Origin of the sequence: Terrabacter terrigena (assembly GCF_042676085.1) — a bacterium.
Classification (GTDB): domain Bacteria; phylum Actinomycetota; class Actinomycetes; order Actinomycetales; family Dermatophilaceae; genus Terrabacter; species Terrabacter terrigena.
Map to the genome: position 1 here is coordinate 828,418 of NZ_JBHTKH010000001.1, position 25,280 is coordinate 853,697.

Annotated in this window: 24 protein-coding genes; 11 read left to right on the top strand and 13 right to left on the bottom strand. The window is 69.9% G+C overall.

The window, feature by feature from the left end:
* Window positions 1–45 precede the first annotated feature (45 nt).
* The 4 genes from ACFQ2V_RS03890 to ACFQ2V_RS03905 all read right to left on the bottom strand — a co-directional run bounded on the left by ACFQ2V_RS03890 (window position 46) and on the right by ACFQ2V_RS03905 (window position 2,944).
* Complete coding sequence (locus ACFQ2V_RS03890; protein ID WP_386050886.1) at window positions 46–396, bottom strand: hypothetical protein; 351 nt, start codon at window positions 394–396, stop codon at window positions 46–48.
* Window positions 393–1,397: an SDR family oxidoreductase gene (locus tag ACFQ2V_RS03895; protein WP_386050888.1), complete on the bottom strand. Its 1,005-nt coding sequence runs from the start codon at window positions 1,395–1,397 to the stop codon at window positions 393–395. The genes ACFQ2V_RS03890 and ACFQ2V_RS03895 overlap by 4 nt, the downstream gene beginning before the upstream one ends.
* Before the next feature lie 116 nt (window positions 1,398–1,513).
* Window positions 1,514–1,699: a hypothetical protein gene (locus tag ACFQ2V_RS03900; protein ID WP_386050889.1), complete on the bottom strand. Its 186-nt coding sequence runs from the start codon at window positions 1,697–1,699 to the stop codon at window positions 1,514–1,516.
* A gap of 6 nt (window positions 1,700–1,705) precedes the next feature.
* Entirely contained in the window at window positions 1,706–2,944 is a 1,239-nt protein-coding gene (locus ACFQ2V_RS03905) for a glycoside hydrolase family 32 protein (protein ID WP_386050891.1), read from the bottom strand.
* Window positions 2,945–3,037: 93 nt separating this feature from the next.
* On the opposite strand from ACFQ2V_RS03905, the gene ACFQ2V_RS03910 reads away from it, so the two are divergent.
* From ACFQ2V_RS03910 to treS, 6 genes are all read left to right on the top strand, one after another.
* Window positions 3,038–4,468, top strand: coding sequence for a GH32 C-terminal domain-containing protein (locus ACFQ2V_RS03910; protein WP_386050893.1), 1,431 nt, complete (start codon window positions 3,038–3,040; stop codon window positions 4,466–4,468).
* A 93-nt stretch (window positions 4,469–4,561) separates the two neighbouring features.
* Complete coding sequence (locus tag ACFQ2V_RS03915; RefSeq protein WP_386050895.1) at window positions 4,562–5,899, top strand: ABC transporter substrate-binding protein; 1,338 nt, start codon at window positions 4,562–4,564, stop codon at window positions 5,897–5,899.
* 71 nt (window positions 5,900–5,970) lie between these two features.
* Window positions 5,971–6,852 carry a carbohydrate ABC transporter permease gene (locus tag ACFQ2V_RS03920; protein ID WP_386050896.1) on the top strand — a complete coding sequence of 294 codons (882 nt, stop codon included), beginning with the start codon at window positions 5,971–5,973 and terminating at the stop codon, window positions 6,850–6,852.
* Complete coding sequence (locus ACFQ2V_RS03925) at window positions 6,849–7,754, top strand: carbohydrate ABC transporter permease (RefSeq protein ID WP_386050897.1); 906 nt, start codon at window positions 6,849–6,851, stop codon at window positions 7,752–7,754. Before ACFQ2V_RS03920 ends, ACFQ2V_RS03925 begins: the two co-directional genes overlap by 4 nt.
* Before the next feature lie 2 nt (window positions 7,755–7,756).
* Window positions 7,757–8,851, top strand: coding sequence for a LacI family DNA-binding transcriptional regulator (locus ACFQ2V_RS03930; RefSeq protein WP_386050899.1), 1,095 nt, complete (start codon window positions 7,757–7,759; stop codon window positions 8,849–8,851).
* 104 nt (window positions 8,852–8,955) lie between these two features.
* Complete coding sequence (gene treS / locus ACFQ2V_RS03935) at window positions 8,956–11,223, top strand: maltose alpha-D-glucosyltransferase (RefSeq protein WP_386050900.1); 2,268 nt, start codon at window positions 8,956–8,958, stop codon at window positions 11,221–11,223.
* Window positions 11,224–11,325: 102 nt separating this feature from the next.
* Here treS and ACFQ2V_RS03940 read toward each other — a convergent pair whose 3' ends face one another.
* From ACFQ2V_RS03940 to ACFQ2V_RS03970, 7 genes are all read right to left on the bottom strand, one after another.
* Complete coding sequence (locus ACFQ2V_RS03940) at window positions 11,326–11,520, bottom strand: hypothetical protein (RefSeq protein ID WP_386050902.1); 195 nt, start codon at window positions 11,518–11,520, stop codon at window positions 11,326–11,328.
* 6 nt (window positions 11,521–11,526) lie between these two features.
* The gene (locus ACFQ2V_RS03945) at window positions 11,527–11,976 is read right to left on the bottom strand and encodes a hemerythrin domain-containing protein (RefSeq protein ID WP_386050903.1); all 450 of its coding nucleotides are present in this window, start codon (window positions 11,974–11,976) and stop codon (window positions 11,527–11,529) included.
* A 207-nt stretch (window positions 11,977–12,183) separates the two neighbouring features.
* Window positions 12,184–14,385: a multicopper oxidase family protein gene (locus ACFQ2V_RS03950; RefSeq protein ID WP_386050905.1), complete on the bottom strand. Its 2,202-nt coding sequence runs from the start codon at window positions 14,383–14,385 to the stop codon at window positions 12,184–12,186.
* Window positions 14,386–14,594: 209 nt separating this feature from the next.
* A complete protein-coding gene (locus ACFQ2V_RS03955) occupies window positions 14,595–15,566 on the bottom strand; it encodes a TerC/Alx family metal homeostasis membrane protein (protein ID WP_386050907.1) in 972 nt (323 codons plus the stop codon).
* Window positions 15,567–15,860: 294 nt separating this feature from the next.
* On the bottom strand, window positions 15,861–17,318 hold the full coding sequence (locus ACFQ2V_RS03960; protein WP_386050909.1) for an alkaline phosphatase PhoX: 1,458 nt from the start codon (window positions 17,316–17,318) through the stop codon (window positions 15,861–15,863).
* A gap of 127 nt (window positions 17,319–17,445) precedes the next feature.
* Window positions 17,446–18,381 carry a hypothetical protein gene (locus tag ACFQ2V_RS03965; protein ID WP_386050911.1) on the bottom strand — a complete coding sequence of 312 codons (936 nt, stop codon included), beginning with the start codon at window positions 18,379–18,381 and terminating at the stop codon, window positions 17,446–17,448.
* A gap of 190 nt (window positions 18,382–18,571) precedes the next feature.
* Window positions 18,572–19,258 carry a haloacid dehalogenase type II gene (locus ACFQ2V_RS03970; protein ID WP_386050913.1) on the bottom strand — a complete coding sequence of 229 codons (687 nt, stop codon included), beginning with the start codon at window positions 19,256–19,258 and terminating at the stop codon, window positions 18,572–18,574.
* Window positions 19,259–19,539: 281 nt separating this feature from the next.
* Between ACFQ2V_RS03970 and ACFQ2V_RS03975 the strand changes: the two genes are divergently transcribed.
* The 4 genes from ACFQ2V_RS03975 to ACFQ2V_RS03990 all read left to right on the top strand — a co-directional run bounded on the left by ACFQ2V_RS03975 (window position 19,540) and on the right by ACFQ2V_RS03990 (window position 23,010).
* A complete protein-coding gene (locus ACFQ2V_RS03975; RefSeq protein ID WP_386050914.1) occupies window positions 19,540–20,307 on the top strand; it encodes a hypothetical protein in 768 nt (255 codons plus the stop codon).
* A 30-nt stretch (window positions 20,308–20,337) separates the two neighbouring features.
* Window positions 20,338–21,114, top strand: coding sequence for a sortase domain-containing protein (locus ACFQ2V_RS03980; RefSeq protein ID WP_386050916.1), 777 nt, complete (start codon window positions 20,338–20,340; stop codon window positions 21,112–21,114).
* A 90-nt stretch (window positions 21,115–21,204) separates the two neighbouring features.
* The gene (locus ACFQ2V_RS03985; RefSeq protein ID WP_386050918.1) at window positions 21,205–21,420 is read left to right on the top strand and encodes a three-helix bundle dimerization domain-containing protein; all 216 of its coding nucleotides are present in this window, start codon (window positions 21,205–21,207) and stop codon (window positions 21,418–21,420) included.
* Between the two features lie 72 nt (window positions 21,421–21,492).
* On the top strand, window positions 21,493–23,010 hold the full coding sequence (locus ACFQ2V_RS03990; RefSeq protein ID WP_386050920.1) for a CYTH and CHAD domain-containing protein: 1,518 nt from the start codon (window positions 21,493–21,495) through the stop codon (window positions 23,008–23,010).
* A 58-nt stretch (window positions 23,011–23,068) separates the two neighbouring features.
* Here ACFQ2V_RS03990 and ACFQ2V_RS03995 read toward each other — a convergent pair whose 3' ends face one another.
* The gene (locus ACFQ2V_RS03995) at window positions 23,069–23,263 is read right to left on the bottom strand and encodes a hypothetical protein (protein ID WP_386050921.1); all 195 of its coding nucleotides are present in this window, start codon (window positions 23,261–23,263) and stop codon (window positions 23,069–23,071) included.
* A 71-nt stretch (window positions 23,264–23,334) separates the two neighbouring features.
* Entirely contained in the window at window positions 23,335–24,249 is a 915-nt protein-coding gene (locus tag ACFQ2V_RS04000; protein WP_386050923.1) for a mechanosensitive ion channel family protein, read from the bottom strand.
* A gap of 333 nt (window positions 24,250–24,582) precedes the next feature.
* On the opposite strand from ACFQ2V_RS04000, the gene ACFQ2V_RS04005 reads away from it, so the two are divergent.
* A complete protein-coding gene (locus ACFQ2V_RS04005; protein ID WP_386050925.1) occupies window positions 24,583–25,257 on the top strand; it encodes a TetR/AcrR family transcriptional regulator in 675 nt (224 codons plus the stop codon).
* The last annotated feature ends 23 nt before the right edge of the window (window positions 25,258–25,280 follow it).

Genomic DNA, 25,280 nt, shown 5'->3' on the forward strand with positions numbered 1-25,280 from the left:
CTCGTCGCCGCCCTCGAGCCCACGGCCGCCGCGAGGCGCTGGCGCTCAGCGCCCGCCTCTGCCTCCGCTCGACAGCGCCGCGCCTCCGAGGGCGACAGCCGCGGACGCGAGGGCGGGCGGCGCATACTCCCGTCTCCAGGCCGCAAGGGCGAGCATCGACAGGGCGTGGGCGGCGTCGACGGCGGCGGCCGGGCGCCGCACCGCCCGAGGTGCCACGAGCTCGGCGAGACCCTGTGCCAGGTGACGCAGCCCGAGCACCTGCGTGACGAGCTGCTCGTCCTGGGTGCAGCCGCGGCCTGCAACCCGCTGCCACACGTCGTCGGGGTAGGCGAAGAGCACTGCACCCCAAGCGATCCCGATGGTCCCCGCGAACCGCGCTCGCGCGTGGCCCTTCACCGCCGACGCCTCACGGCCGCAAGGGCCAGTCCGGCGACCGCGACTCCGGCGGCACCGGCGACCTGCGGGTAGCGGTGCGCCAGCCACTGCTGTCGGCTCGTCGGCTTCGAGCGGCTGCCGAAGACCCCGTGGGCCCCGAAGTCACGGCCGTCCGCGCCGTCGGCCGGCTCCCAGAGGTTCACCGGCTGGTCGTCGGGACGCGGCTCGCTCGTCTGCTGGGCGTCGAAGCCGGTTCGCGCCAGGTAGCGGTCGAGCAGCCCGGGCACGACGGCATTGGCCATGAGCGTGGCGACGGTCGTCCCGCCGACCCAGTACTCCCGCCTGCGCGGGTGCTCGGCGGCGAAGACGACGGCCCGGGCCGCGACCTCCGGCTGGTAGATGGGTGGGACCGGCTGCGCGTGACGGGGCAGGCGCGAGAGCACCCAGGAGAACTGCGGCGTGTTGAGCGCCGGCATCTGCACCATGGTGACGTGCACGTTGCTGCGCTCGTGCAGCAGCTCCACCCGCAGCGCCTCGTGGAAGCCCTGGATGGCGTGCTTGGCACCGCAGTAGGCCGTCTGCAGCGGTATGCCGCGGTAGGCGAGCGCGGAGCCGACCTGCACGATCGTCCCGGAGTCCCGCTTCCGCATCTTCTGCAGCACGGCCCGGGTCGCGTAGACGTAACCGAGGTAGCTCACCTCCGTGACGCGGCGGAACTCCTCGGGCGCGATGTCGTCGAACCGGGCGAAGACGGAGGTGAAGGCGTTGTTGACCCACACCTCGATCGGTCCCAGCTGCGACTCGATGCGCTCGACCGCCGACTCGACCGCGCCGGCGTCGGCGACGTCGACCGGCACCACGAGGGCCCGGCGGCCCTCGGCACGCACCTCGGCCGCGGCTGCCTCGAGGCCCTGCTCACCCCGGGCGAGCAGAGCGACGTCGCTCCCGCGTCGCGCGAACTCGCGAGCGACGGCCCGGCCGATGCCTCCGCTCGCCCCGGTGACGGCGACGACCTTCGTCATGTGTCCTCCTCGGCGCCCTGTCCGTGACATCCGCACGAGGCCAGGCGCACTGAGGCACCCGCGGGGTGTTGGTCCGTCGGCGACAAGGGCCCCATACCCCGTTTCCCTCGTCAGGTTCAGCGGTGGCTGAACCTGCCGGTCGCGCTCGACACACACCCGCACGCGGCTGCTGCGCGCCTGGCGGTGTCGGCGGCGAGGTCCTCGACCTGGGTCTGCGACTCCCGCTCGGCCAGCACCCTGTCGCCGTACGCCTGCACCTCCGCGGCGATGGGGGCGTCGTCCCAGCCCAGCAGGGATGCCACGATCGTTCAGCGAGCGAGCGGGTGCACGGTCACGTCGTCGGCCCGGATGTGCAGCCACTCTCCGCTCGGCCGGGACACCAGGCCGAGCAGGCCACTGCTGCAGGAGATCTCGACGGTCTGGGCGTCCAGGATCACGCGGACCTGGCCGCCGTCGAACGGCATCTCGTGGACCTGCCCGGCAGCGCGCGCCCGGAGCACCTCACCACCGGCGCTGACCTCGAGCACCAGCTCGCCCGCGCTCGTCACCATCAGGGTCGCACCCTCGCGCGGTGACCACTCGATGTCTGCCGCCGAGCCCGGCACGACACCATCTGCGACGGCGGGCGCCCGGTAGCGCTCCAGGTCCGGGTGCGGCGCGGCGACGAGCCGGTCACGCTCGACACCCAGGACGTACGGCACGCTGTGCGCACCGGCCCATCCCGCCTCGAGGTCCTCGACGCCGCGCATCCAGAACAACAGACAGGGGCGGCCCTGCCCGTCCCGGAAGAACGAGGGCGCGTAGTAGCTCGGTCCGTAGCTGAGCCGCCCCCACGCCGTGGCGTCGAACCGGCCGCTCGCGTAGCCGCCCAGGGCGTACGCGGCGTAGTGCAGCACGTCCTGGTCCCACACCGAGGACACCATCGCGTGGACGCCGTCGACCTCGATCACCTGCGGGCACTCCCACAGCGACCCGAGCCACACCGGGTCCCGCTCGGCGGTCGACCGCGCCAGGGCGACCCCGTCGTAGGTCCACGTGTCGAGGTCTGCCGAGCGGTAGCCCAGCGCCATCGCCGTGCCGTCCGCGCCGGCCGCCCCGACGAACATCCGCCAGCCCTCGCCCTCGCGCACCACGAACGGGTCGCGGTACGCGAGGAGCTCCAGACCCGCAGGCGCCTCCACGACCACCGGCCCCTTGCGCCACGACACCCACCCGGGGTCCGAGGGCGTCGCGACCCGCACGCGACCGATCGCGAAGTCGGCCGCCGTGGTGGCCGTGTAGAAGGCCCGCGCCTGCCCGTCGTCGCCCTGCACGAGCGAACCCGTCCAGATGCCGTCGTCGCCCTCACCCGGCGCGATCGCCACCGGCAGCTCCGCCAAGGACACCAGGTCCGGACCGGTCGCGTGACCCCAGCGACACCCCGGCGCCCACACCGTGCTGTCGGGCACGAACTGGAAGAACACGTCATAGCCGCCGTCGCGGGCCGTGATGCCGTGCGGGTCGTTGATCCAGCCCTGCCGGGCGGTGAAGTGGAACGCCGGCCTCATCGCTGCTCCTTCTGAGAAATTCTGCTAAACCGCTTGATCAAGCCTAACCGGCTGTGTACCTTCTGCTTAAGCGTTTGAGCAGAGAGGCTCCCCGTGTCGTACTCCGCATTCTTCCAACCGTCGCCCGCCGCCGTCGGCGACGTCATCCCCGTCGAGCTGGACGGCGTGTTCTGGCTCTTCTACCTCCTCGAGCGTCGGGAGGACCCCAAGCCGGGGACGCCGTGGGCGCTCGTGCGCACCAAGGACTTCGTCCGCTTCGACGACGTCGGCGTCGCCTTCGACCATGGCGACGACTCAGCACCGGACTTCAACGTCTACACCGGCAGCGTCGTGCGCGACGACAGCGGCGCCGTCCACCTCTACTACACCGGGCAGAACCCGAACCGGCTCGGCGTCGACGGCCAGCCGCTGCAGGTCGTCCGTCGGGCCTCCAGCGGTGACGGCATGGCCACCTGGGTCCGCGACCAGGAGTGGAAGCTGCCCGCCCCACAGGGGCACGTTCCCGGCGACTGGCGCGACCCCTTCGTCCTGCGCGACCCACGCGACGGCCGGTGGCGGATGCTCGTCGCAGGCCGTCGCGACGACGCCCCCGAGCGCCGCAGCGGCGTGATCGCGCAGCTGACGTCCACCGACCTCGACACCTGGACGCACGCCGAGCCGTTCTGGGCTCCCGAGCGCTACCTCATGATGGAGTGCCCCGACGTCTTCGCGTGGGGCGACTGGTGGTACCTCGTCTACTCCGAGTTCACCGACTCCTTCACGACGCGCTACCGCATGTCCCGCAGCCTCGACGGCCCGTGGCTCGTCCCCGACCACGACACCATCGACGGGCGCGCCTTCTACGCGGCCAAGTCGGCGGACCGCGACGGCCGGCGGTTCTTCTTCGGCTGGATCGCCAGCAAGGAGGATGCCCGGGACGACGGGGCCTGGCTCTGGGCCGGCACCCTGTCGACGCTCGAGGCCCGGCAGCACGACGACGGCACCCTCGCCTTCGGCCTGCCGCGCGAGCTCCTGACGAGCTTCGACCAGGTCGTCGACGCCGGCCTTGACGTCTCGCCCGGCACCCGCCTGCACGCCCCGGACGGGCGTCAGGCCATCGCCTCAGGCGGACACCTGCCGCAGTGCGTCCTCGTGACCGCCGTGTTCGACGTGTCACCGGGAACGACCGAGGTCGGCCTCGTGCTTCGCGCGAGCGACGACGGCGAGGAGGGCTACGTCGTGCGCCTCGAGCCCCGTCGCCACCGCATGGTCCTCGACCGCTGGCCTCGCGCCGTGACCGGCCCTGCCCAGTGGCAGGTCTCCGGCGACGTGCCCTTCGAGCTCGAACGACCGGCTGACCTGCCGCCCGGCGAGCACACCCTCGAGGTCCTGCTCGACGGCGACGCCATGGTGGCCGTCCTCGACGGCGAGGTCGCCCTCAGCGCACGCTGCTACGACCGCCCCTCCGGTGGCCTCGCCGTCTTCGTCGGCGAGGGCAGCACCGAGATCCGTTCCCTGACCGTCCGCGAACGCTCCGACACCTGAGCGTCCGTCGGCCCGCACCATTTCCCCCCTCCACCCAACCCCTCGCCACATCCCTCCGACCCATCCGCTCCGACACCCGAGGAGAGCAGTTCAATGAGGAACTCCATCAAGGCGCTGACGGTGGCCGCCGCCGGCCTCGCCCTCGCGACCGCCGGCTGCGGCGGCGGCTCCGCCGGCAACCCGACGAACGTCAACCCCACCGGTGCGATCAAGCCGCACCCCATCTCGTGGCTGCTGTCGCGACCGGCCAACGGCTCGGTCATCACCACGATGAAGAAGCTGGCCGACGAGTACGCCGCGTCGCACCCCGGCTTCTCGCTCAACCTCATCACGACGCCCGACCGGCCGTCGTACATCCAGAAGTACGAGACGCTCGCGGCGGCGAACAAGCTGCCCGAGCTGTTCGACACCGACGCGACGCCGTTCGCCCAGAAGCTGGCCAAGCAGGGCAAGCTGCTCGACGCCGACAAGCTGCTCAAGGACATCGGGCTCTACGACTCGTTCCGCCCCAACGCCCTGAACTACCAGCGTTTCGACGACGGCTCCCTCTACATGGTGCCGCTGCAGTTCGAGCTCGAGTTCCTCTGGTACAACAAGGCGCTCTTCGACAAGGCGGGAGTCAGCGCCCCCACCTCCCTGGACGACCTTCCCGCCATGTGCACGAAGCTGCGGGCGGCCGGCGTCACGCCCATCGCCCTCAACGGCCAGGACCAGTGGCCGCTCGAGCGGTACGTCTCCTACCAGCCGTTCCGCGTCGCGGGCCCGGACTACGTCAAGAAGCTCAAGGCGGGTGGGGCGAAGTTCTCGGACGCGCCCGGCACCAAGGCAGCCCAGTGGCTCGCCGCTCTCGGCAGCAGCAAGTGCTTCCCCGAGGGCTTCGCGAGCCAGGGCTACGCCGACGCGCAGAACCTCTTCACGTCGGGCAAGGCGGCGATGTACAACATCGGCACCTGGGAGCTCGGCAGCCTCGCGACCGACAAGCTCGATCCCGCGGTCAAGGGCAAGATCGACTTCATGCGCATCCCGGCGGGCAATGGCTCCGCCACCGCGGAGAACGAGTACGTCGCGACGTCCGGCATCGGGATGGCCGTGAGCAGCAAGGGTTTCGACCCGCTCGTCAAGGACTTCCTCAAGTTCGCGCTGACGAAGTACCCGGCGGCATACGCCGCCTCGGGGGCGCTCTCGCCGACGAAGGACGCCACGACGACAGTCCCGGCCGGCGCGACGCCGCTCTACAAGAAGGCGCTCGACGAGGCGTCCGACCTCGGTTCGGCGATCTGCTTCCCCTGGGACACCCAGCTCGACCCGACGACGAACACGAGGCTCCAGCAGGAGCAGACCCTTCTCGTCCAGGGCGACATCACGCCTGACGCGTTCATCAAGACCATGGACGACACCCTCACCAAGAACGCACCGAAGTTCTTCGGCTGACCCACCCGCACCGACCGGGGCGGGGCCCGACACGGACAGTTGTCGCAGCCCCGCCCGAGAGGCGAAAAGCCATGCTTCCCAACCGATCCCGGCTCTCGGTGGCCGTCTTCCTCGTGCCGCCGCTGCTCGTCTACGGCATGGCGGTCCTCTTCCCGATCCTGCAGTCGCTGTTCCTCAGCTTCTTCTCCTGGGACGGCATCTCCGACCTCCAGTTCGTCGGCCTCGACAACTACGCCCACATGTTCACCGGTGACGACGTCTTCTGGAGGGCGCTGACCAACGCGCTCGGCTACCTCGCGATCTGCCTGGTGCTCCAGCTCGGCGGCGCCCTCTTCGTGGCGAGCCTCCTGACGACCCTGACCCGCGGCCGCGAGGTCTTCAAGACCCTCTACCTGCTCCCCGCGGTGATCTCGACGGTGGCCATCGCCTACCTCTTCGCCCGGATCTACTCCGTCGAGCCGGTGGGCCTGCTCAACCAGGTGCTCGACGCCGTCGGTCTCGACTCCTGGGCGCGGTCCTGGACCTCCGACGTGCACACCGTCCTCGCGGCCGTCTCGGTTCCCGAGGGCTGGCGCTTCATGGGCCTCTACACGCTGATCATCTACGCGGCACTGCTGGCCGTGCCCCGCGAGCTCGAGGAGGCGGCCCGCATCGACGGCGCCTCCGCGTGGCGCGTCTTCACCCAGATCCGATTCCCCTACATCCGTCCCGTGTGGACGACGACGACGATCATGGCCACGACCTACGGCCTCCGTGGCTTCGACATCCCGTACATCATGACCAACGGCGGCCCCGGCCAGTCCTCCGAGCTGCTGACCACCTACATGTACAAGACCGCCTTCACGAGCACCGACTACGGCTACGCGAGCGCGATCTCCGTGTTCATCGTGGCGGAGTGCCTGCTGGCCGTCGGTGCCATCGCCCTGCTCTACCGCCGGAGGCTCGACTCATGACGCTGCTGACCCGACCCACCACCCCGGCGCCCGCGTCGCCGCCAGACGCCCCGCCGGCGCGTCGCCGCCCCAGAGGTCCGTTGGCCGCCCGCCGGCTCTCGGTCGCCCTCGCCGTCGCCATCGCCGTCGTGCAGGTCTACCCGCTCGTCTGGGTGTTCCTGACGAGCCTGCGACCCGAGGCGGACTTCGCCTCGGGGAACCCCTTCTCCCTGCCCTCCTCCCTCACCTTCGACAACTTCGCCCGCGCGTTCGAGATGGGAGCGCTGGGCACCTACCTGCGCAACAGCCTCGTCGTCACCGCCTGCGCGGACGTCGCGATCGTGGTCCTCGGGATGATGGCGGCATACGCCTTGCAGGTCCTGGGTTTCCGCGGCTCGCGGGTCGTGCGGGCGCTGTTCCTGCTGGGCATCATCGTGCCGGTGCAGATCGCGCTGGTCCCGTTGTTCATCGACTACTCGCGCGTCGGCCTGCTCGACACCTATCAGTCGATGATCATCCCGCTCGCCGGCTTCTCGCTGCCGATGTCGGTCTACCTCTTCTCCTCGTTCTTCGAGTACATCCCGCGCGAGAACTACGAGGCGGCCTCGCTCGACGGCGCCGGGCCGTACCGGGTGTTCTGGTCGATCACCGCGCCGCTGTCGGTCAACACCATCGTCACGGTCGTGCTCGTCAACAGCATCTTCATCTGGAACGACTTCATCTTCGCCAACACCTTCGTGCTGTCCGAGGACCTCAAGACGGTGCCCCTCGGCCTGCAGAACTACATCGGGTCCATGGGCAAGGTCGACTGGACTGCCACCTTCGCCGCCGTGTGTGTCACGATCACCCCGCTCCTGCTCGTGTTCCTCGTCCTCAACAAGGCGATCATCTACGGGCTGGAGAGCGGCGCGACGAAGGGCTGAGCATGGAAACCGGCAAGGGCAAGGACGCAGGGCGGGACACGGGCGGAGTCGGCCGTCGGCTCGTCACCCTGCGCGACGTCGCCAAGGCGGCAGGCGTCTCGACGGCGACCGTCTCCCTGGTCATCAACGACAAGAAGGGCGCCCGCATCGGCGAGGACACCCGCGAGCGCGTGCGGGCGGCGATCCGCCGGCTGGGCTACCGACCCAACGCCCTGGCCAAGACCCTCTCCAGCGGCACGTCCACGTTCATCGGGCTGGTCGCCGACGGGGTCGCCACGACGCCCTTCGCGGGGCAGATCGTGCACGGCGCGCAGGACGAGGCGTGGAAGCAGGGCTACGTCCTGCTCGTCGCCAACACCGAGGGCGACGAGGGGGTCGAGAAGGACGCGATCGCGATGATGCTCGAGCACCAGGTGCGCGGCATCCTCTACTCGACCTGGTACCACCGCCCCGTCGAGGTGCCGCCCTCGCTCGACGAGACCGACTTCGTGCTGGTCAACTGCTTCGGGAGCGACCGCACGGCGACCGCGGTCGTGCCGGACGAGGTGCAGGGCGCGTTCACCGCCACCGAGATGCTGCTGCGCCGGGGGCACGAACGCATCGCGTTCATCAACACGACCACGCCGTCGCCGGCCCGCACCGGCCGGCTCCGCGGCTACCAGGAGGCGCTGAGCGCCCACGCGGTGGTGGCCGACGAGGCCCTCCTCCTCGACGCCCAGCCCGACCAGGAGGGCGGGTATGCCGTCGCCGAGCAGGTGCTGCACACGGGTGCCACCGGCGTGTTCTGCCACAACGACCGGGTCGCCATGGGTCTGCTCGACGCGTTGCGGGAGCGCGGCGTCACGGTCCCCGGCGACATCTCCATCGTCGGCTTCGACAACCAGGAGGTGATCTCGGCCCACACGCGCCCCGCGCTGTCGACCGTCGGACTCCCCCACTACGAGCTGGGGGCCGTGGGCGTCAGGCTGCTGCTCGGCCTCGAGGACACCCCCCGTGACGCGGTCGTACGCGTGAGCTGCCCTGCGGTGGAACGCGACTCGACCGCCGAGCTGCCCCAGCCGAGGATCCCGCAGACCACCCACCCGCGCGGCCGGTAGACCGCCCGGCGGGCGGCGTCCTGCGCCGCCACCGTCGGCGACGACGCGGCGCTGCGCTCCTCCCGGGGCACCCTTCGCGCCGATGCGGTGCTTGGATGGCCACCATGGAGCACGTGGATGCCAGGACCGTGACCGACCCGTCCGAGGCCGGTGCAGCCGTGACCGACCCTCCGGAGCCGGTGGAGCACGAGCCGGCGGAGATCAGCTACTCCGAGCACTTCTTCGCCGCTCGCCCACAGCTGCTGCGGCCACGAGCGCGCCTGCGTGGCCAGGGCGCCCCGGAGCCCGGCGAACGCGTCGGTGAACCCGTCGGCAGCAACCCTGCCTACGTCGCGTGGCTCCGGCGCGAGTCGATGCTTGCCGACGCCAACGCGATCGCCACCCAGTTCTCCGGCCAGGGCTCCATGTGGCAGAACCCCTTCGCCCGGCCCAACCCCGTCGCAGCCGTGGAGGCCGCGCCCGTGTGGTTCACGGCATACCCGATCTCCATGGTGACCAAGGCCGATGCGTCGTTCCTCGGGACCCTGGCCGACCCGGACCTCTGGGCAGCGTTCGCCCGGATCGGCATCCGTGCCGTCCACACCGGCCCCGTCAAGCGGGCCGGAGGGCTGTCGGGGTGGGACCCGACGCCCAGCGTGGACGGGCACTTCGACCGCATCTCGACCCAGATCGACGCCGCGTTCGGCACCGAGGACGAGTACCGCACCATGTGCGACGTGGCCGCGGCGCACGGCGGCACGATCATCGACGACATCGTCCCCGGCCACACCGGCAAGGGCCCCGACTTCCGCCTCGCCGAGATGAACGTCGGCGACTACCCGGGCATCTTCCACATGGTCCAGATCGACCCCACCGACTGGCACCTGCTGCCCGAGGTGCGCCCCGGCCACGACTCCGCCAACCTCGACGTCGCGGCGGAGGCCGCCCTCGAGAAGGCCGGCTACATCATCGGTCGGCTGCAGCGCGTGATCTTCCACGCCCCCGGCGTCAAGGAGACCAACTGGTCCGCGACCGGCGAGGTCGTCGGCGAGGACGGCGTCGTCCGCCGCTGGGTGTACCTGCACTACTTCAAGGAGGGCCAGCCGTCGATCAACTGGCTCGACCCGACCTTCGCCGGGATGCGCCTGGTGATCGGCGACGCGCTGCACTCCATGGGCGACCTCGGCTCCGGAGGACTGCGGCTCGACGCCAACGGCTTCCTCGGCGTCGAGAAGTCCAGCGAGGGCGAGGCCGCGTGGTCCGAGGGCCACCCGCTGTCCGAGGCCGCCAACCAGCTCATCGGCTCGATGGTCCGGAAGGTGGGCGGCTTCAGCTTCCAGGAGCTGAACCTGACCGTCGACGACATCCGCATCACCGCCGAAGCCGGTGCCGACCTGTCCTACGACTTCGTCAACCGGCCCGCCTACCACCACGCGCTCGCCACGGCCGACACCGAGTTCCTGCGGCTGACCCTCAACATCTCGCTCGAGTCCGGCGTGCATCCGATCTCCCTCGTCCACGCCCTGCAGAACCACGACGAGCTCACCTACGAGCTCGTCCACTTCGAGACCCTGCACCGGGACGACCTGTTCACCTTCCACGGCGTCGAGGTCACGGGGGCGGCCCTGGCTGCACACGTGCGGAGCCAGCTGGTCGACCACCTCACCGGCGAGGCGGGGCCGTACAACGCGATCTTCACCACCAACGGGATCGCCTCGACCACGGCGACCGTCATCGCCGCGGCGCTCGGCTACCGGGAGCTCGACGCCGTCGACGGACTCGACATCGACAACATCCGTCAGGCACACCTGCTGCTGGCGATGTTCAACGCGCTGCAGCCGGGCGTGTTCGCCCTGTCCGGGTGGGACCTCGTCGGCCTCACCACGGTCGACCGCGAGGAGATCGGTCACCTCCTCGCCACGGGTGACACCCGGTGGCTGCACCGCGGCGCCTACGACCTCATGGACTACCGTCCGGACCTGTCACACTCCGCGTCGGGCATGCCGCGAGGCCGGTCGCTCTACGGACCGCTGACGGCGCAGCTGGACGACCCGGACTCGTTCGCGTCGCGACTCACCCACATCCTTCGGGTGCGTGAGGCCTCGGGGATCGCCACCGCCACGCAGGTCGAGGTGCCCGCGTGCAGCCACCCGGGCGTGCTCGTCATGGTTCACGACGACCTGCCTGAGGTGCTGCGACAGGCCACGGTGCTCAACTTCAGCGCCGACCCGGTCGACGTCCGCGTCTCCAGCACGCACTTCACGCCCGGCTGGTCGGTCGTCGACCAGCTCACCGGCGACGCCGTCGGCGCGGTCGACGAGCTCCACGGCGTCGACCTGACGCTCGAGGCGCACCAGGGCCGCTTCCTCACGTTCGGCGACCCCGGGGACTGAGCGCTCGGCAGGGAGCCGGCTCGAAGGCAGGCTCGCCGGTGCAGCCGGAGCCGAGCCCTGACCGGCAGCCGGTCAGGGCTCGGGCTCTCGGCACACATCGCTTCAGCCTGCCTGGAGCTCGTCCTTCACCGGCTGGCGCAGCTCCGCAGGCGGCTTGCAGCCTCGAGAGCAGGACACCTGCGGCGCGCCGTCGACCTCGAGGATCTCCCACTCGGTGCCGTTGACGATCGGCTGTGCCTGCACCTGCACGACGCCACCGCACCCCGGTGTCGGGCAGGGGATCTCGATCGTGTCCATGTCCCGTCAGCCGCGGAGCTGTGCCAGAGCGCGTTCCTTGGCAGCGGTGAACTGCTCGCCGAGCTCGCCGAGCTGCTGGTTGCTCGCTGCCTCGGAGAAGGCCGGGAGGATCTCCTGCTCCTCTTCCTCGACGTGGTGACGCACCTCGCCGATCATGGCCGCGATGAGGCCGTCGACGCCTGGGGCCTCGGGGTCCGAGCCCAACAGCTTCTCGAGGGTGGCCGCGACGTGCTGGTGCTCCGCGAGACCGTCGTCGACGTCCTCCTTCTCGTCGGGGACCGTGGACTTGATCGCCGGGTAGACCACCTGCTCCTCTGCCTCGGAGTGCGGGACGAGCAGCTCCTGGACCTGTTGCAACAGGCCTCGGATCTCGCTCGGTTCGGCGCCTTCGAGCTTCTTGAAGACGGACTCGAGCTTGGCGTGGTCGTCCTTGATCAGAGTGATGACACCAGACACGGGAAGCCTTTCGACGAGGTCAGTCCCCGGATGCGAGGACCTTCTGGGCGGCCCGTCTGCTCAGGGCCACCGATCTCGACGTACCCAACGGGGTCGTTGCCTCCATCACCGGCCCGACGGGTCGGCAGCACGGAGCGTGGTGGTGCACTCTCCACGCGCACCACCACGGGCCGCCCGCAGATCGAGGACCTCGTGGTCCGGGCGGCCCTACACGATCTCCCAGCCGAACATCATGGCGTGGTCCTCGTGCGCCAGGTTGTGGCAGTGCGCCACGTAGGGTCCGTGGAAGTCGCGGAACCCGCGGTAGACCACGACCGACTCGTCCGGATCCAGCGCCACGAGGTCCTCACGCGAGACGTCGTCAGGATGCCCGTTCTCTGCGGTCAGCGACACGTCCTTCCCGTTGCGGATCAGGGTGCGGTGCTCCTCCATGTGCAGGTGGAAGGGATGGACCCAACCACCTCCGCCGTTGCGGATCTCCCACAGGTTGAAGGAGTTCATCGGGGGCTGCGCCTTCGGCGTCTTGCCTGCGGGGTTCCTCAGGCCGGTCGCGACGGTGGCGGGCTCGAACGGCTTGCCGTTGATGAGCCACTCGACGTCGGCGCCGGCACTGCCGCGCTTGACCTCGAAGATGAGCCGGTTGTCCATCAGCGTGCGCCAGTTGCTCGGCAGCGGTGGCAGGGCCCGCATGAGCCGGTTCGGCGGTGGGATGACGCTGTAGTCCGGCGCGGCGTCGCCGATGACGAACTTCAGCATCGGCACCTTGTAGTTCGGGTCGGGTGAGAAGCGCGAGGAGTCCGCCCACTTGCGCCCGTTCGGCATCTTCATCACGTCCGTCAGGTAGACGACGTCGCCCTTGGTCGTCGGCGTGCCGTCGGCGTACTTCGTGAAGTCGATGATGACCTCGCGCCGCTTCGCCGGCCACAGCTCGAACGAGCGGCGCGTGATCGGGAACGGAAGCAGCCCGCCGTCAGAGGCGATCTGCACGAACTTCATGCACTCCTGGCCGTCCGGGATGCGGTACTGACCGTCCAGCTCGTCACCCGAGTAACCCAGCGACACAGCGGACTTCGGCCCCTTGGTCGAGCTCATCAGCTTGAACTCGTAGATGCGCGAGACCGACGCGTCCAGGAACCGGAACCGGTACTTGCGGCGCTTGACGTAGAGCACCGGGTACGCCGTGCCGTTGATCGTGAAGATGTCACCGACGAAGCCGTGCGACGGGAAGTGCTTGAAGAACGTCTTGCCCCACCACTCCGGGTGTGTGGCCGGGTTGTGGGCCAGCGGGAACTCCCCGAGACCGTCGTGCACGTCCTCGTGGGTCGTCACGCCGTCGTCGAGGCGGGTGTCGTAGAACGCCAGCGGGATGTCGTAGTCGACGTCGAAGGACCCGTCCGGGTGGTTGCGCCGGACCCCGGGCAGGCGCAGGCCGTAGCGCTCGTCGCCCATGTCCATGTTGTTCTTCGGGTCGTAGATCGGGTAGAGCCCGACCATGCCCTTGTAGACGTTGGCGCCGGTGTGGTCCATGCGGTGGTCGTGGAACCAGAAGAAGCTCTGCTTCTCGCGGTCGTCGTTACCGGCCGGCCAGTTGAGGTACAGGTTGTCGACCGACATCTGCGGCAGGTAGCCGTGGTGCTGGGGCCCGTACCTCATGGAGTAGTGCGGGTTGCCGTCGCTCTCCGGCGCGGTGTGCCCGTTGTGCAGGTGCGTCAGGAACGACCAGTCGGGACTGCCGAAGTCCTGGCGGTCCAGACCCAGCTCGTTCTCGTCGAGCCGGTTGACGAAACGGACGAGCGCGGGCTTGCCATACTCCGCGTTGATCATCGGGCCCGGGAACGTGCCGTTGAAGCCGTAGATCGTGCTCGGCGGCAGGTCGCGGACCGTGCCGGCGGCGTACGTCTTGCCGGTCGAGTCGAACGAGACGGTCGGCTTCCCGGCGGCGTCGATCGGCAGCACCTTGGAGCTCGTGAACGAGTGCGGGCGCACCATCAGCTCGATCTTGTACACGATCGGGTCCGGGGCGTTGATCGTCTTCGTCCAGATCTGGTGCTGTTCGTTTCCGAGCGAGTTCTGTTGTCCCACACCGGGTCCCGGTGTCTGCGGCCAGATGCTGAACTCCGACAGCGGGATCGGCCGCAGCGCTTGGAGCACGGCCAGCGGATCCTTGAACGGAGACATGATGAGCGGGCTCGTCGGGTACGTCTCGATGTAGAAGAGCAGGTCGCTCAGGGCCGTCGAGGTGCCGGCGAAGGCACCGTCGGCCGTCAGCGGGCCACCCTGTTCCAGTCTCGGAACGGCGAAGACCCTCGTGCCGACCACTGCCGCGCTGAGCCCTCCTGCTGCCCCCAGCCTCAGCAGCGTGCGCCGCTCGACCCCCGGTGGTTCTACGGATGCTTGTCGTGTGTCCATCGCACACATCCCCTCTTGCAACAACCGTGCTTTGAACCTCCCCCACGAACCACGATGAACCCGTGATCGACGGTCTTCGGCGGTTCCGCGAAACTGCTCGTGCGGGACGTCACCATTGCCGGGAGCGCGCGGAATGTCGTCCGAAATGCCCCCGGCCGGCCGAGGGGTATTTCGCACCGAAGGCGCCCGGAGGCGTCCGATCGGGGTGTTCAGGTGGTGGCGCGCTGGTCGAGCCAGTTCTTGCCCAGGCTCGCCATGGCGGAGGCGAACAGGACCGTGAGGATGAAGCCGAGCGAGGTGACGATGCCGATCTCAGGCAGCGGCACGGACCCGATGTGGTCGATGTGCGACCCGTGCAGCGCCTCGATGACGAGCTTGATGCCGATGAACGCGAGGATCGCCGAGAGGCCGATGTTGAGGTAGATGAGGCGCTCGAGCAGTCCACCGACGAGGAAGTAGAGCTGCCGCAGCCCCATCAGCGCGAAGGCGTTGGCCGTGAAGATGACGAACGCGTCCTGCGTGAGGCCGAAGATGGCCGGGATCGAGTCGAGGGCGAAGACGACGTTCGCCAGCGCGATGGCGGAGACGGCGATGACCAGCGGCGTCCAGCGGCGGCGCCCGTCCTCGCGGACCGAGAGCCTGTCGCCGTGGTAGTCCCGGGTCATCGGGAGGAGACGTCGCATCGCCTGCAGGGCCCGGTACTCGCCGAACTCCGGCTCGTCCTGCTCGCGCAGCAGCGTGATGGCCGTGTAGATGAGCAGCATGCCGAAGAGGTAGAAGGTCCACGAGGCGGCCGCGATCAGTGCTGCGCCCGCGAAGATGAACACAGCGCGCAGCACCATCGAGATCACGATGCCCAGGTAGAGGACCTTGTCCTGCGCGAAGGAGGGGACCGCGAACTTCGTCATGATGATGACGAAGACGAAGAGGTTGTCGACCGACAGGCTGTACTCCGTGATGTAGCCGGAGAAGAACTCTGCCCCCGTGCGGCCGCCCACCGTCAGGCTCAGGACGAGACCGAAGGCGATGGCCAGCGACACGTAGAAGGCGACCCACCGCGTCGACTGCCCGAGCGTCACCTCGCCACCTCGACCGGAGATGACACGCAGGTCGACGTAGACGATGACGGCAAGGAGCGCGAGCGTTGCGACCCACGCGAGCACGGGAACGGCACTGATCATCGAAACCTCCGGAGGTAGCTGACAGCTCCGGAGGTCTCCTCCGCCGACCGCGTCGGCCCCGGACACCGGAACAGCAGGGCTGTTCGTGATGACGACGTCCGGATTAGGGAGTACTCCCCTCCACGGGCGCGCACGTTAGCCCTCGCCCGCGTACGCGTGAGCGGCTGTCCACCATGTGGCGTTCGGTCACGAGGCGGCCCCCGGGGGGCAACGGCCGCCGCCCTCCCGTGGGGTGGGCGGCGGCCGCCGCACCCGGCTACACGCGTACGTGCCGGGTCCTCGTCTCCTGGTCGGTCAGGCTCGTGCGTTGCTGGGCCGGGTCCACGGCCCCGTGATCGCGAAGACGTGCCCGGGCGACTGGATGTTGGCGAACAGCACCCGGCCGTCGGCGCTGAAGGCAGGTCCGGTGAACTCGCTGCCGTTGAGGTCGTTGCGTGCGAGCGGGTAGGACTTGCCCTCGTCGGTGACGCCGACGAGGTGCTGCACGCCTTCACCGTCCTCGGCGAGGATGATGCCGCCGTAGGGCGAGAGCGTCATGTTGTCGGGCCCGTCGTAGTTGTCGGTGTCGACGTCGGGATCGGGGTTGACGGCGAAGATCGTCTTGAGCGTGACGGTCTCGGTCTTCGGGTCGTAGAACCACACCTGACCGTCGTGCTCGTTGGTGCTGCCGTCGCTGTTCCTGGCGAAGCTGGCGACGAAGTACGCGCCGCCGTCGCCCCACCAGGCACCCTCGAGCTTGCGGCTGCGGGTGACCTCGTCGTTCGCGAACTGCTTGCGCACGGAGGTGGTTCGCGCGTCGCGGTCGGGCACGGGCTTCCACTCCACCTTGTAGCGGGTGCCGGCCTGGGTCGCGAGGGACAGGTCGGGGATGTGCTGGTCACCGCGGTAGCAGCTCATGGCCTCCAGGCGTCCGGCGGTGTCACCGCCGTCGCCGAGGGCCAGCTGGCGCAGCTCGTCCTTGCCGCCGCTGAAACCGGCCGGCGGCGTCCACCGGTAGTACAGGCCGTTGGGGCCGCCCGCGTCCTCCGTCTCGTAGATGGTGCTGGTGTCGGGGTCGACGGCGACGGCCTCGTGGGAGAAGCGGCCCAGGAACTTCAGCGGCACCGGGCTCTTGCCGACGTTCGCCTCCTGGCTGCTCGGGTCCACCTCGAAGACGTAGCCGTGGTCCTTCAGGTAGCGGCCGCCGGCACGCTGCTCGGTCTCCTCACAGGTCAGCCAGGTGCCCCACGGGGTCTCGCCGCCGGCACAGTTGTTGTGGGTGCCCGCGACGCTCGTGTACTCGCGGACGCGGATTCCTTCCGCATCGACGTCGATGCTGGAGGTGCCGCCGCGGGCGCCCTCGTCGTAGGTGAGTCCAGCCAACGGCGGGACCGGGAAGGGCTCACTGCCGCCGATCTCGTGGTTGTTGACGAGCGTCGATCCGCCCTCGCGGGCGAAGACGCCCGTGCCGTCGGGGTCGCTCGCCGTGGGGATCCCGTCGGCGGTGGGAGTGACGCCGCTCTGCGTGACGATCCGGTAGGAGAAGCCTGCCGGCAGGGAGAGCAGACCCTTGGGGTCAGGGACGAGGGGCCCGTAGCCGACCGACGAGCGCGGCGCAGCGAGGGCGCTTCCGCCTCCGGCGAGGACGTCGATGCTGCCGCTGATCGCGATGCCGAGGCCGGTGGCGGCCGCACCGCCCAGGAAGCCGCGGCGGTTGAGGGAGGAGGTCATGAGGCGCCTTTCAACGGGGTCGATGGTCGGCTCCCAGTTCATGCGGCAACTCCTCACGCCGCGCCAACTCCAGATGGCGGCCGGGTGAACGGTACGGCAGCGCCAGGGTTCCGGCTGTGCTGCTCGGCAGCGACTCAGACCACCTGGAGGACCTTCGCGACACCCCGCCTCACTTGGGCAGGAAGCCCACCTGACACGCGTGGTTGGTTCCCCGGGCGACCGTGATCCTCGACGCGTCGATGCAGCCGGGCTTCGGGGCGAAACCCACGAACTTCGAGCCGGCAGCGGCGGTGGCCGTCAGGCGCACGACAGTGCCGACGGCGAAGAACGCGTTGCACGTGCCCGAACCGCTGCCGTTCGCGATGAGGCAGTCGACACCCGCGGGCTGGGAGACGACACGGCCGGCGCCGGTGCCACCGGGGAACACCGAGACGCTGCCGTTCGCGAAGTGGAAGGCGTCCCAGACGGTGATGATCCCGTGCCGCTCGGTGCTGAAGACGCCTCCGACGGTGCCGATCATGACGGCCGACTGTGCGTTGGTCAGCTGCTGCGTGGTCACCGGGAACGTCGCCCGTGAGGCGCCCGCCGGCACGGTGACCGATGGCGGCACGGTTGCGGCCGCCGGGTTGTCACTGGTCAGGTCGACGACGAACCCACCGGCGGGTGCCGCCGCGGAGAGCGTGACGGTCCCCGTGGCCGGGTCGGGCCCGACGACGTCCGTCGGGCTGACCGTCAGGGCCGACAACGTCGGAGCCGATGACGGAGGAGGCGGGGGTGGGGGTGGCGGCGTCTGGGTCGTGCATCCGGACAGCGTCCTGGTCGCCGACGTCGATCCGTCGCTGACGGTGACGGCGCAGTCGGCCGGCTTCGCGAACGACGAGCTCTCGATCCGGAAGGCACCGGCGGCGTCGGCCCGCCCCGTGAGGGCTCCACCGTTCACCGTCAGCGACGCGTTGGGCAGCGACCCCGAGCCCTCGATGCGGACCTGGGACCCCTGGAGGTCGGCTCTCGTGATGGTGGTCGCGGCGTAGGCCGGCTGGGCGACAGTCACGGTCACGGCGACGACCAGGGCGGCCAGGGCTCCTGCACTACGCGAAGCGCTCATGCTCCGCCTCCTCTGCGGGGGCCGGGGGGCGGGCACGATACCTGCGCGACCCCCACCTCCGATTCTGCGTCTGTCGGTCATACCGGTCAATGTCGTGACGAGTCGCCGAACGTCTCGCTGCGAGTCACGCGCGGCTGCAAGGGGTTCGCGCGGCCGTGTCGTCGTCGGCGCGTCGGTTGCCGTCGGCGGGTCATCCCACGACGCGCGCGAGCTCGACCAGGTCAGCCGCCTCGACGTCAGGCGGCGTGAAGTAGCGCGGGTACCGGGCCCCGTCGCGGTTCAGCCACCCGGTCCGGAGCCCGGCACGAGCAGCCCCGTCGATGTCCCAGGGGTGGACGGCGACGAGCATCGCCTCTGCTGCCGAGACGCCGCAGGCCTCGAGCGCGTACGCGTACGACGCCGGGTGGGGCTTCCACGCCTCGGCGTCCTCCACGCTCAGCAAGGCCTCGAACGAGTCCGTGAGGCCGGCCCTCTCCAGCAAACCCTGCGCAACCGACGTGGACCCGTTGCTGAGCGTGACCAGACGCGCCCCGCCCTCGCTGAGCTGCCGTATGCCGTCGACGACGTCAGGATGCACGCTCAGCGTGCCGAACGTGCCCATCACCTCGGCAACCGCCGCTTCGAGGTCAGGACCGCCGCCCGGCGCGTCGGCTCCGGTCCCGCGCACCTGAGCCAGGCGAACCCTCAGCGCCTCCGAGGCGAGGTCCGCGAACCCGGGGTTGACCCCGGTGGAGGTCAGCGCGAACCCGTCACGCAGGACGGATGCGAACCACGGCTCGACCGCGCTCGAGCCGAGGCCCACCCGGTCGAACGAGTCGGCGAGGGGTGCCATGTCGGACAACGTCTCGTTGACGTCGAAGACCACCACCGTCGGCATGCCTCTCACAGCGCCTTCGACACGTGTCGGTGCAGGCATGTGCTCGTCCCTTCGTCGGATCCGTCCCAGTGGCGACCGGTCGTGACGGCACCGGCCGTGCCAGGTCCATACCCGTCTGCATCGCGGGTGGTCGAAAGTCCTCCCGAGAAAGCAATGGTGCAGAACCCAATCCGCCCGAGGGGGTCACGGCGAACCCCCGCCCGGAGACGGTCGACGACGACCCCCGTCTGAAACAGAGCACGCTGGACGGCTGTGTCTCCTCGTCAAGGAGGAAGAAGCACATGCGCACCACCACTCGAATTGCCGGCGCGAGCATCGCCGCCGCTGCCGCCCTGGCCCTCACGGTCGGACCCGCGTACGCGGCCGACGGCTGGGTCAGCGCCAACCTCAAGCCGGTCCCCGGCAGTGAGGTCGCCGGCTCCGGCACCGCACAGGTGACCGTCACCGGCAACACCATCAAGGTCGAGATGGCCGCGAGCGGACTGCTCCCCGACCAACCCCACGCCGCGCACATCCACTTCGCCGCAGCGGCCCGTCACGAGTGCCCGACGATCAAGGACGACACGAGCGGCGACGGCACCCTCAACACGACCGAGGGCGGCCCGGCATACGGCGACATCGTCGTCTCCCTGACCAAGACCGGAGACACGAGCCCCAAGAGCGGCCTCGCGATCGACCGCTTCAGCACGGCTCCCGGCGGCACGATCAGCTACGAGCGCGGCAGCATCAAGGTCTCCGACGGTGTGGCCGAGGCCATCTCGAGGGGCCAGTCCGTCGTCGTCGTCCACGGCGTCGACCACAACCACGACGGCAAGTACTCCGGTGAGACGAAGAGCGACCTCGACCCGAAGCTTCCGACCGAGGCGACCGACCCGGCGCTCTGCGGCGCGTTGCACGTCGCCCCCGCCGGCGGCATGCACACCGGAGGCGGCCTGAGCGGCACCACGAACACGAACGGCATGCTCCTCGCCGTCGGCGGTGTCGCCCTGGCGGCGGCGGCCGGCTCCGGCGCGTTCGCCGCCCGTCGCTCCACCCGCTCGCGCGGCTGACCGGCCGGTCGGTCCGAGGACGAGCGTCCCATGGGCGAACAGACCAACGACCCCGACCGTATGCCGGCTGCGTCGGGTCGCCGTGTCACCTCCGGTGTCGCGGCGGCCCTGGCGACGACGGTGGTCCTGCTCGTCGTCGGGGTCGTCGCGCTCGTCCTCGGCCTGCGCGGCAGCCCGTACGTGCCGGGTCCGTCGGGGCCGCCGCGGCCGGCGGCGGCTCCGGCCACCCGGACCATCGGCGCGGGTTCACCGACGCCACCCGTCATCTCCACACCGGGAGCCCCGGGAGCTCGGGCGACGTCTGCGGCGCCAGGACCCGGCGGAGCCCCGGTCCTGGCGGCCTCTGCCCCGACGCTGCTCGAGATCCCCTCTGTCGGCGTGCGATCGCGCACGTTCGTCTCCCTGAGCGTCCAGGGTGACGGGACCATCTCGGTGCCCGGGACCGCGCAGGTGGTGGGCCTGTACGACGGTGGCCCGACGCCAGGCCAACTCGGCCCCTCCGTCATCGCCGCGCACGTCGACACCCCGTCGGGCGTGCCCGGGATCTTCTACCGGCTGGGCGCGGTCAGGGCGGGCGACGTCGTCAGGATCTCGCGCCGCGACGGCACACGGCTCGCCTTCACCGTCGACAAGGTGGCCGCCTACGAGAAGTCCCGCTTCCCGACCGACCTCGTCTACAAGAGCGACTTCCGCCGTGCCGAGGTCCGACTCGTGACCTGCGGTGGCCCCACGGACGGCAGGAACGAGTACCGCGACAACGTCATCGTCTTCGGCCACCTCACCAGCGTCGGCAGGACAAGGCCCTGACGGCGCCTCGGCCCACACGCTCCGCCGACCCACGAGACCGGGCACCGGCTGGCTCTTGCGAGGCAACAGCACGAAGAGGACGCTCGTGGCATGGACCCGCAACACGAGGCCGCCGAGATCCAGAACGTGCAACAACGGCTCGCGGAGCGGTTCCCGGACCTCGATCCGGGGGAGGTCCGGAGCGCCGTCACCGAGGTGCACGCCGAGCTCACCGGCAGCATCCGCGACTTCGTCCCGGTCCTGGTCGAGCACGGCGCCAGAGACCGTCTGGCCCGGATCGCTCGATCAGTCGACGACCAGCACTGATGTTCACCGGTCACCCTGGCGACGTCCGGCCCGACTGAGTTCGTCACGTCGGAAGTTGGGCAAGGGTCATCCATGGGTTCCTTGCAGCAGAACGAGACCGAACGCAAGTTCGACGTCGATGAGCACACCGTCTTCCCGAACCTCGCAACGGTCGCCGGGGTGGCCTCTGTCGACCAGCCAGGGCTGTTCGAGCTCAGGGCCGTCTACTTCGACACCCCGCAGCTCGACCTGGCCAGTCGGGGCATCACCCTGCGCCGACGCACCGGTGGCACTGACGAGGGCTGGCACCTCAAGCTGCCGGCCCGCGGCGACACCAGGACCGAGGTGCGCGAGCCGTTGAGCACTTCCGACGATGCCGTTCCCACTGAGCTGCTGGCACGCGTACGCGCGATCGTCCGCGAGCGCCCCCTGGTCCCCGTCGCCGTCGTGAGCACCACGCGTCGCGAGTACGCCGTGCGCGACGACGAGGGAGTCGTCCTCGTCCGCGTGTGCGATGACGCCGTTCGTGGTCGTCGCCTTCGCGACGACCACGAACGTGCCTGGAGGGAGTGGGAGGTCGAGCTCGACGCCGGCACCGCATCGGTCCTGGACACCGTGGCCGACGCCCTGCTCGCGTCAGGCGCATCCCCCGCCTCCGCGGCGTCCAAGCTGCGCCGCACCCTGGGCAGGATCCCGACTGCGGACACGGCTGAGCTACCGAGCGAGCAGCTCGGGAAGGGCACCGCCGGCCGCCTGCTGACGGCGCATCTCGCGGCACACGTGGCCCGGCTGCACGAGCACGAAGCCGGGCTGCGGGCCGGCCATCCGGAGGGGGTCCACCGGCTGCGCATCGCCGCCCGACGTCTCCGGTCGTCGCTCAGCACCTTCCGGCCGATCCTCGACCGGGCCGCCACCGATCCGGTGCAGGCTGAGCTGCGTTGGCTGGGAGCCGTTCTCGCGCCGGCCCGGGACGCGCAGGTGCTGCGCGAGCACCTGCTCACCGTCGCCGCGTCCGAGCCGGCAGAGCTGGTCATCGGACCCGTGACCCAGCAGATCGACGACCGCCTCAGGGCCGACCACGCGGCCGGGATGGAGGCCGCCCGCGGCGCTCTCGACGGCGACCGCTACCTCCGCCTGCTCGCCACGCTCGACGACCTCGTCGCCAGTCCCCCGCTGAGGGCTGAGGCCGACGGGCCTGCCACCGAGGTGCTGCCGCACCTGCTCGCGCGCGACCTGAAGCGTCTCGGCCGTGCGGTGCGCGCCATCACGGCTGCGCCGCAGGGAGGTGAACGAGACGAGGCGCTGCACGAAGCCCGGAAGAAGTCCAAGCGCATGCGGTACGCCGCCGAGGCCGCCGCGCCGGCCCTCGGCAAGCGCGCCCGCTCGCTCGCCGAGGTCAGCAAGCGCGCCCAGAAGCTGCTCGGGGCGCACCAGGACTCGGTGAACGCCCGCGCGCGGCTTCGCGAGCTCGCGGTGCAGGTGCACCTGGACGGCGGCAACAGCTTCACCTTCGGACGGCTTCACGCCCTGGAGCAGGCCCGCGGCGAGCGTGCCGAAGCAGATGTCTCAAAGGTGTGGAAGAAGCTGCACCACAAGGGTTTCCGGAACTGAGTGGCGGACGGACCAGGACGACAGCGGCCCCACGTTTCCGTAGGGCCGCTGCCATCTCCTAGAAGCCGAGCTTGTCGGCCAGTCCCCCGGCTCCCCCGAGGAGGTCCTGCGGGTTGATGCCGAAGCGGCTCAGCAGGTCGGCGTGCTGGTCGGTGTCGACCTGGTCGGGCAGCTCGCCCTCGGCCTGCTGCGCCTGATCATGGTCGCCACGGTTCTTCAGGAGCTCGATGATCTGCTGCTTGTCGATCTGCATGGTGTCCTCCTTCTGTCGCGATGGAGGATGCACTGGTCCTTCGCTGGACCGGCACATCCGCCGGGATTAGGTCAGTGGCGGGGGTCGTAGCCGCCGTCGACCTCGGTCGCCCGGGTGGCGCCGCCGGTCATCCGGGTGTCTCCGTCGAGCGGGCGGTCGTGGTAGAAGTCGGCGTTCGCCTGCGCCTGCACCGACGCCGGCACCTCCTCGCCCACCTGCACCGGCTCCGAGCCCTTGCCCGCGTGCTGCGACTGGTCGAAGCGCGCCTTGGCCGCACGGGCCTGGTCCTTGGCCGACGGCGCCGACTGGACCTGAGCCTTGATGCGTCCGGTCTCCTGCGACATCGTCTCGAGGTACTGCTCCCAACGGGACTGCATCGGTCGCACGAGTCCTCCGCCGACGCCGACGATGAGGATGCCGGCGATCGTGGCGAGCACCGCGATCAGCACGGGAGTGGTGACCGTGGTGGCGATGCCGACCTGGTTGAGCGCGGCGATGATGCCCAGGCCGAGGATGAAGACGCTGGCGATGTTGGCCAGGACCTTCACGTAGGACAGGCCGCCGAGGGTGTTGCTGATGAGCTCACGCACCGCGGCCGCGATGGCGGCGGCAACCACGATGATGATGATCGCCACGATCGCCTTCGGCAGGAAGGCGATGACTCCGGTGATCAGGTCACTGATCGGGTTGGGGCCGAACACGCCGAACGCCAGCTGCAGCACGAAGAGCAGCAGGGCGTAGTAGACGAGCTTCCCGACGATCCCGGATGCGTCGTACTGGCTCTTGGCGAGGGCCTTCTTCACACCGCCGCGCTCGACGGCGCGGTCGAAGCCGACTCGTTCGAGGACCTTGTCGACAGCCTTGCCGATGGCCTTGGCGACGAACCAGCCGATCAGGAGGATCAGCAGGAATGCGATGAACTTGGGGACGAAAAGCGCGACCGATCTCCAGAGATCAGTTGCCGCAGCACTCAAGTTGTCAGTCATGGAAAGGACTCCCTTACGTTGTAAGTCGTTCGGGACTTCCCTTACCCGCCACCACCGTCTGGCTCACATCGCCAGCGACTTTCTGCTTCGGCCGGACGCCCGGTGGACGCGTCAGGCGCACCCCTACCCGTTCCGAGCGGCCCTGTCCCGCGATCGTCGACTCCCCCGACACCGTCGCGACCAAACTGTCCCGGGGGCGGTCACCCGTTTCAGGCGCCCGCGGGTCGCCCACGTCGTCGATGAGGTAGACAGGGAGCACAGGCACGAAGGGAGAGGGCCATCACGTCATCAGAGAGGGCCGCTGGAGCAGGGCAACCAGCATCCCGGCCTCCCTTGACCCGCGCCCGGATCGTCGAGACGGCGACGAGACTGATCGACACCGAGGGCGTGGCCGCCCTGACGATGCGCCGCCTGGGCGCCGCCCTCGACGTCGAGGCCATGTCGCTGTACCGCTATGTCAACGGCCGCGAGGACCTGCTCGAAGCTGTCGTCGACGCGTTGGTGGACTCGATCGAGATCCCGGCGGCCTCGGACCTGCAGCCCGTCGACGGCTGGCAGGCGTTCCTCCAGGTTCTCGCGCACAACGTCCGGCAGGTGGCCATCGAGCACCCCGCCGCCTTTCCCCTCATTGCGACGCGCCACCCGGCGGCGCCGTGGCTCCGCCCGCCGTTGCGCAGTCTCCGGATGGTCGAGGCGTTTCTCACCGGGCTCGAGGCGCGCGGGTTCTCGCAGAGACAGGCAGTCGGGGCCTACCGCTCGTTCACCAGCTTCCTCCTGGGGCACCTGCTGCTCGAGGCCGCCATGCAGGGGGCGCCGCTGGCTCCTGCGGAGGAGCCCTTGGACGAGGGGGACGCACACGTGCCCAACCGCGATGCCGAGCTGGATGTGCGCGAGTTCCCGACCGTTGCGCGGCTACGCCGGCCGCTCGCCGAGGACCACACCGACGAGGAGTTCGAGACGGCGCTCGAGCACCTGCTGGTGCGGCTGGACCTCGAGAACGCGCAGTAGCGGCTGTCCAGCGACATCGGGGC

Coding starts and splice junctions, on each gene's coding strand:
- ACFQ2V_RS03895 (WP_386050888.1), bottom strand. CDS start 1,397: ATGACGAAGGTCGTCGCCGTCACCGGGGCGAGCGGAGGCATCGGCCGG.
- ACFQ2V_RS03905 (WP_386050891.1), bottom strand. CDS start 2,944: ATGAGGCCGGCGTTCCACTTCACCGCCCGGCAGGGCTGGATCAACGAC.
- ACFQ2V_RS03915 (WP_386050895.1), top strand. CDS start 4,562: ATGAGGAACTCCATCAAGGCGCTGACGGTGGCCGCCGCCGGCCTCGCC.
- ACFQ2V_RS03920 (WP_386050896.1), top strand. CDS start 5,971: ATGCTTCCCAACCGATCCCGGCTCTCGGTGGCCGTCTTCCTCGTGCCG.
- ACFQ2V_RS03925 (WP_386050897.1), top strand. CDS start 6,849: ATGACGCTGCTGACCCGACCCACCACCCCGGCGCCCGCGTCGCCGCCA.
- ACFQ2V_RS03930 (WP_386050899.1), top strand. CDS start 7,757: ATGGAAACCGGCAAGGGCAAGGACGCAGGGCGGGACACGGGCGGAGTC.
- treS (WP_386050900.1), top strand. CDS start 8,956: ATGGAGCACGTGGATGCCAGGACCGTGACCGACCCGTCCGAGGCCGGT.
- ACFQ2V_RS03940 (WP_386050902.1), bottom strand. CDS start 11,520: ATGGACACGATCGAGATCCCCTGCCCGACACCGGGGTGCGGTGGCGTC.
- ACFQ2V_RS03950 (WP_386050905.1), bottom strand. CDS start 14,385: ATGGACACACGACAAGCATCCGTAGAACCACCGGGGGTCGAGCGGCGC.
- ACFQ2V_RS03955 (WP_386050907.1), bottom strand. CDS start 15,566: ATGATCAGTGCCGTTCCCGTGCTCGCGTGGGTCGCAACGCTCGCGCTC.
- ACFQ2V_RS03960 (WP_386050909.1), bottom strand. CDS start 17,318: ATGAACTGGGAGCCGACCATCGACCCCGTTGAAAGGCGCCTCATGACC.
- ACFQ2V_RS03965 (WP_386050911.1), bottom strand. CDS start 18,381: ATGAGCGCTTCGCGTAGTGCAGGAGCCCTGGCCGCCCTGGTCGTCGCC.
- ACFQ2V_RS03970 (WP_386050913.1), bottom strand. CDS start 19,258: ATGCCGACGGTGGTGGTCTTCGACGTCAACGAGACGTTGTCCGACATG.
- ACFQ2V_RS03975 (WP_386050914.1), top strand. CDS start 19,540: ATGCGCACCACCACTCGAATTGCCGGCGCGAGCATCGCCGCCGCTGCC.
- ACFQ2V_RS03980 (WP_386050916.1), top strand. CDS start 20,338: ATGGGCGAACAGACCAACGACCCCGACCGTATGCCGGCTGCGTCGGGT.
- ACFQ2V_RS03985 (WP_386050918.1), top strand. CDS start 21,205: ATGGACCCGCAACACGAGGCCGCCGAGATCCAGAACGTGCAACAACGG.
- ACFQ2V_RS03990 (WP_386050920.1), top strand. CDS start 21,493: ATGGGTTCCTTGCAGCAGAACGAGACCGAACGCAAGTTCGACGTCGAT.
- ACFQ2V_RS03995 (WP_386050921.1), bottom strand. CDS start 23,263: ATGCAGATCGACAAGCAGCAGATCATCGAGCTCCTGAAGAACCGTGGC.
- ACFQ2V_RS04000 (WP_386050923.1), bottom strand. CDS start 24,249: ATGACTGACAACTTGAGTGCTGCGGCAACTGATCTCTGGAGATCGGTC.